Origin of the sequence: Hyphomonas sp. UBA3601, assembly GCF_002375605.1 — a bacterium.
GTDB lineage: Bacteria > Pseudomonadota > Alphaproteobacteria > Caulobacterales > Hyphomonadaceae > Hyphomonas.
In genome coordinates, this window is the sequence record NZ_DFME01000103.1 from 9,480 (window position 1) to 14,762 (window position 5,283).

General features: G+C 57.6%; 5 protein-coding genes. All 5 read right to left on the bottom strand.

Translation table 11 applies throughout. The features are described 5' to 3' along the window. Window positions 1-459, bottom strand: a 459-nt coding sequence (gene frr, locus B4F73_RS10195) for a ribosome recycling factor (protein WP_290483182.1), incomplete at its 3' end; no start/stop codon positions are given. 5 nt (window positions 460-464) lie between these two features. After that, the gene (gene pyrH / locus B4F73_RS10200) at window positions 465-1,211 is read right to left on the bottom strand and encodes a UMP kinase (protein ID WP_034812325.1); all 747 of its coding nucleotides are present in this window, start codon (window positions 1,209-1,211) and stop codon (window positions 465-467) included. 111 nt (window positions 1,212-1,322) lie between these two features. After that, window positions 1,323-2,228 carry a translation elongation factor Ts gene (gene tsf, locus B4F73_RS10205; RefSeq protein ID WP_206990489.1) on the bottom strand — a complete coding sequence of 302 codons (906 nt, stop codon included), beginning with the start codon at window positions 2,226-2,228 and terminating at the stop codon, window positions 1,323-1,325. Window positions 2,229-2,271: 43 nt separating this feature from the next. Beyond that, entirely contained in the window at window positions 2,272-3,078 is an 807-nt protein-coding gene (rpsB, locus tag B4F73_RS10210; RefSeq protein WP_206990490.1) for a 30S ribosomal protein S2, read from the bottom strand. 145 nt (window positions 3,079-3,223) lie between these two features. Beyond that, the coding region (gene dnaE, locus B4F73_RS10215; protein WP_290483183.1) for a DNA polymerase III subunit alpha at window positions 3,224-5,283 on the bottom strand (2,060 nt) is incomplete at its 5' end.

The window sequence follows — 5,283 nt, forward strand, 5'->3', positions numbered from 1 at the left end:
ACGGTGGCGATCTTCGCTGATATCACCATCCTTTTCCATCTTCTTGAGCGTGTCCATGCCATCCCGGCGAATATTGCGGACGGATACCCGTGCTGCTTCAGCATATTTGCCAGCAACTTTTTGGAGTTCAACACGGCGTTCTTCATTCAGCGGCGGTATCGGAATGCGCAAATTCTGGCCGTCCGTAACAGGGTTCAGGCCCAAGCCGGAATCCCGGATCGCCCGCTCCGTCGCACCAACGACAGTCTTGTCCCAAACATTGACCGACAACATGCGGTTGTCAGACACGGTGACCGACGCGACCTGGTTCAACGGCACCGTTGAACCATAGGCTGGGACCATAACCGCATCTAGCAGGTTCACCGAGGCCCGGCCCGTCCGCAGACCGCTGAATTCAGTGGAGAGAGACGCCAGGGCGCCTTCCATCCGGCGCTCAAGATCCTTCTTGTCATAGCTCATGACACTTACGCTCCATGATTGTTGATTGTTGTCGATGTGCCCTTCCCATGAAGGACTTTGAGGAGAGACCCCTCTTCCTTAAGCGAGAAGACCACGATCGGGATGTTGTTGTCGCGCATAAGACTCACCGCAGAGGGGTCCATCACCCGCAAATCCTTGGCCAGCAATTCCTGATAGCCAACCTCGTCGTAGCGCGTCGCATTTGCGTCGATTTTGGGATCCGCTGTGTATACGCCGTCGACTTGCGTCCCCTTGAGCAGGGCATCGCAGTTCATTTCGATCGCCCGCAGCGCAGCCCCGGTATCTGTCGTGAAGAATGGGTTTCCAATGCCGGCCGCAAATATCACAACGCGGCCTTTTTCCATGTGTCGCTGGGCCCGGCGGCGAATATAGGGCTCGCAAATCGACTCCATTCGGATTGCCGATTGCACGCGCGTCGGGACGCCAATGCTCTCAAGCACGCTTTGCATGGCAAGAGCATTCATGATCGTGGCCAGCATGCCCATGGAATCGGCCTGTGCACGCTCCATGCCCTTGGCAGCGCCCGCGACGCCGCGAAAAATGTTTCCGCCGCCAATGACGAGGCAGACTTCCGCGCCAGTGTCCTGAGCTTGCTTGATTGCATGTGCGAATTTCTCGCACGTCGGAATATCAATTCCGAATTGTCCGGGGCCCATCAGCGCCTCTCCGGAGAGCTTCAACAACACCCGTTTGTATTTCAAGGGGCTGGAGTCGGACTCTTCGGTCTGCATGGGCGGTGTCTCCGGTATTATCGGCCTTATAGGCTCCTAAAAGATTCCCGGCCGCCTGTCATGGGCGACCGGGATGTTCAAAGCCCTTTGCGGGCCGAAAGGCAAGCGGGATCAGCTGCCTTTTGTCATGGATGCAACTTCGTCGGCGAAGTTGTCTTCTTCTTTCTCGATGCCCTCACCCAGCTTGAAGTGCACGAAGCCCTTCAGCGTTGCGCCCTGCTCCTCGAGGAATTTACCAACCGTCTGGTCAGGGTTCATCACGAATGGCTGCTCTACAAGAACAACTTCCTTGTAGAACTTCTGCATCCGGCCAACGATCATCTTCTCGATGACATTGTCAGGCTTGCCGCTTTCGCGAGCCTGCTCGGTAAGTACGCGCTTTTCAGCCTCAACAATCGCCGGATCCAGCTCATCAGTGGTGGCGGATGCAGGCGACGTTGCCGCGATATGCATCGCAACCTTGCGGCCGACTTCTTCCAGATCGCCAGAACCGTCGAGGGCGACAAGCACACCGACTTTGCCCATGCCGGCCGTTTCAGCATTGTGGATATAGGAAGCCACCTTGCCGTCCGCCGTCAGCTTCGCACTGCGACGCAGGGTCATGTTCTCGCCAACGGTCGCAATCAGGCGTTTGATCAGGTCATCCACAGAACCTTCGCCATCCGGCGCTGGAGCAGAAGATAGCCCCTCGACGGACCCGTCCGTTTCGAGTGCAGCTTTGGTGATTCCAGCCAGCGCCGCCTGGAATTTCTCGTTCCGGGCGACAAAGTCGGTTTCAGCGTTCAATTCCACAATTGCGCCGGTCTTGCCGTCGTCCGAGACTTGGACTGAAACGAGACCATCAGCGGCGGTGCGTCCAGATTTCTTGGCTGCTTTCGAGAGGCCTTTCGCGCGCAGCCAATCGGTGGCCGCGGCTTCATCGCCATTGTTTTCGACGAGCGCCTTTTTGGCATCCATCATGCCTGCGCCAGTCTTCTCGCGCAGTGCTTTAACAAGCGCAGCGGTAATCTCAGCCATTGCTGTATTCCTTCAGTTTGGTCTTCAGGTCAGACGCCTGTTCCTAGGCGCCTGTTGTATCTTCGGCGGTTTCGCCTTCTGCGGCCACAGCCACGTCAGCTTCAGCCATGGCGTCGATATCTTCTAGCTCACCAAGGTCAACACCAAGGCCAGCCGTCGACTCTGCCAGGCCGTCCAGTACGGCATCCGCGAACAGGTTGCAGTAAAGGGAAATGGCGCGCGCAGCATCGTCATTACCAGGAAAGCCATAATCGGCGTCAGCCGGGTCACAATTTGTATCAAGCACGGCGACGACTGGAATTCCCAGCTTGCGAGCTTCCTGGACAGCAATCGCTTCCTTGTTCGTATCGATCACGATCATAGCAGCCGGCAGGCCGCCCATGTCTGCGATACCGCCAAGAGAGAGCTGAAGCTTGTCACGGCGACGCTCAAGGTCGAGCAATTCCTTCTTGGTGAGCCCTTGGCCGCTGTCACCGCTTTCAAACATCGCGTTCAGCTCTTTGAGCTGCTTGATGGAATTGGAAACAGTGGACCAGTTGGTCAGCGTGCCGCCGAGCCAGCGATGGTTCATGTAATACTGAGCGCAACGGCCAGCAGCTTCGGCAATCGGCTCCTGGGCCTGACGCTTGGTGCCCACGAACAGGACCCGACCACCTTTTGCGACCGTGTCGCGCACAAAGACCAGGGCCTGGTGCAGCGAAGGGACGGTCTGAGACAGGTCCATGATGTGGATTCCCGAACGATCACCGTAGATATACGGCTTCATGCGAGGATTCCAGCGGTGGGTTTGGTGACCGAAGTGAACGCCAGCTTCGAGCAGCTGACGCATGTTGAAGTCAGGTAGGGCCATAGATTTTCTCCATCCGGTTGGCCGTCACGAGTGGAACGTTGGACCCCTATGGCCCGTCGCACCGGATGCACCCGTGAACTGGTTTCTGATGTGGCGGCTTATACAGAAAATGCCGATGCCTGCAAGAGTTCTGGCGCGGCTTTTGTCAGGCAGCCTTGAGGGGCTCGACGCGCTCCACGCCGGGCGCTTCTTTCAGGGCCCGCTGTGCACTCAGGCCAATCGTGTAAGTTGCCGGCAGCTTCATGGTGACAACCCGGCCGTCTTCCAGTGGCATTTCGATCAGGAGTTCGCCCTGTTCAAGGTCCTGAAGCTTTGCAAGATGGCCAACCACTCCCGCCAGATCGCCAACATATGCGCCAACAGCGAGCCGAATCTTGAGCGCCCCCATCGCCTTCGACAATCTGGCTGCTTCAAGCTTCAGTACCCGTTCAGCGTTCAGTTTGATTTCTTCGGCGTTTCGTTTCACCCCAACGGTGATCGCCACCGCATTGCCGACCTGAAGCAGATCGTAATTTTGGGACAAGGTTTCCGGGAAAACCATCATCTCGACTTCGCCAGATGGGTCGGAAAGCGTCAGGAACGCAAACTTGCCGCCATTGCGCGCAGGTTTATCGCTACGCGCGCGGACGACGCCGATCATCTCGAGCGGCTTGCCGTCCGAGGCACGATCCTGCACCTCCATGGCCAGGGTCACGCGTTCGCGGTCCAATCCCTCAAGCACGTCATCCAGGGGATGGCCAGAGAAGTAGAACCCGATCGACTTGAACTCCTGATCCAGTTTCTGTTGACCATTCCAGGCCCTGGTTTTCGGCAGCACCGGCCTTAGTGCAGGTTCGGCCTCGGCAAACAGACCGCCCTGCCCGCCTTGTCGGTCCTGGGCTGCACTAACCGCCAAATTTGCCAGCAGCGGCGCTGACTCCAGCATTCTGGCGCGGTTCGGCTCCGTGCCATCGAATGCGCCGGCCTTGGAAAGCGATTCAAACGCTTTCTTGTTCACATGTTTCGGATCGACGCGTTCAGCGAAGTCGTAGAGATCCGCAAAGCGACCATCCTTGTCCCGTATCTCGACGACATGTTTCATGGCCTCAAGCCCGACGCCCTTCAGTGCGCCGAGCGCATATACGACCGCGCCATCACGCACATCGAAGTCTGCCGAAGAAGTGTTTACATCAGGAGCCAGAACCGGAATTTTCAGTCGCTTGGCTTCCTGGAAGAAGGCCGCGAGCTTGTCAGTGTTGCCGATATCAAGACTCATCGAAGCGGCGAGAAATTCGACAGGGAAATGCCGCTTCAGGTAGCCCGTATGGTAACCGATCAACGCATAGGCCGCCGCGTGAGATTTGTTGAAACCGTAGCCGGCGAACTTCTCCATCGTATCGAAGATGTCGTTGGCGAGCTTCTCTTCCATGCCCTTTTGCTCAGCCGCACCTTCGACAAAACGCTTCCGCTGGGCGATCATCTCCTCGACTTTCTTCTTACCCATGGCGCGACGCAGAAGGTCGGCTTCGCCGAGGGAGTAGCCAGCGATCTCTTGCGCCATCCGCATGACCTGCTCCTGATAAACAGGCACGCCATAGGTGGCCTCAAGGACAGGTTTCAGGTCCGGATGCTGATAGACAACGGAGGACGGGTCTTCCTTGCCCTGGACATAAACCGGAATGTTTTCCATCGGACCGGGGCGGTAGAGTGAGATGATGGCGATGACGTCCTCAAGATTGTGCGGACGCACCTTCTTGAGCGTATCCCGCATCCCGGCGCCTTCGAGCTGAAACACGCCCAGCGTCTCGCCGCTTGCCATGAGGTCGTATGTGGCCTGATCATCCAGGCTTTGCCATTCCGGCCCGACATCCCGGCCGTCCCGTCGGATCAGCTTGAGCGCCCGGTCGATCACGGTCAGGGTTTTCAGTCCGAGGAAGTCAAACTTCACCAGCCCCGCCATTTCAGCGTACTTCATGTTGAACTGGGTTGCCGGAAGATCCGCCCTCGGATCATTGTAGAGCGGCACGAGCTCGACCAGCGGCCGGTCGCCGATCACAACACCCGCTGCGTGCGTGCCCGCATTTCGGTACTTGCCTTCCAGCGACAATGCGACTTCGAGCAATTCCCCAACACGCTCGTCAGCGTCAATTTCATCCTGAAATTTTGGCTCGTCGTCGATTGCATCCTGCAGCTTGGGCGGATTGGCGGGATTGAAGGGGATCAGCT

Bases quoted from the DNA above. Each gene is read 5' to 3' on its own strand.
- pyrH (WP_034812325.1), bottom strand. From the start codon at position 1,211: ATGCAGACCGAAGAGTCCGACTCCAGCCCCTTGAAATACAAACGGGTG.
- tsf (WP_206990489.1), bottom strand. From the start codon at position 2,228: ATGGCTGAGATTACCGCTGCGCTTGTTAAAGCACTGCGCGAGAAGACT.
- rpsB (WP_206990490.1), bottom strand. From the start codon at position 3,078: ATGGCCCTACCTGACTTCAACATGCGTCAGCTGCTCGAAGCTGGCGTT.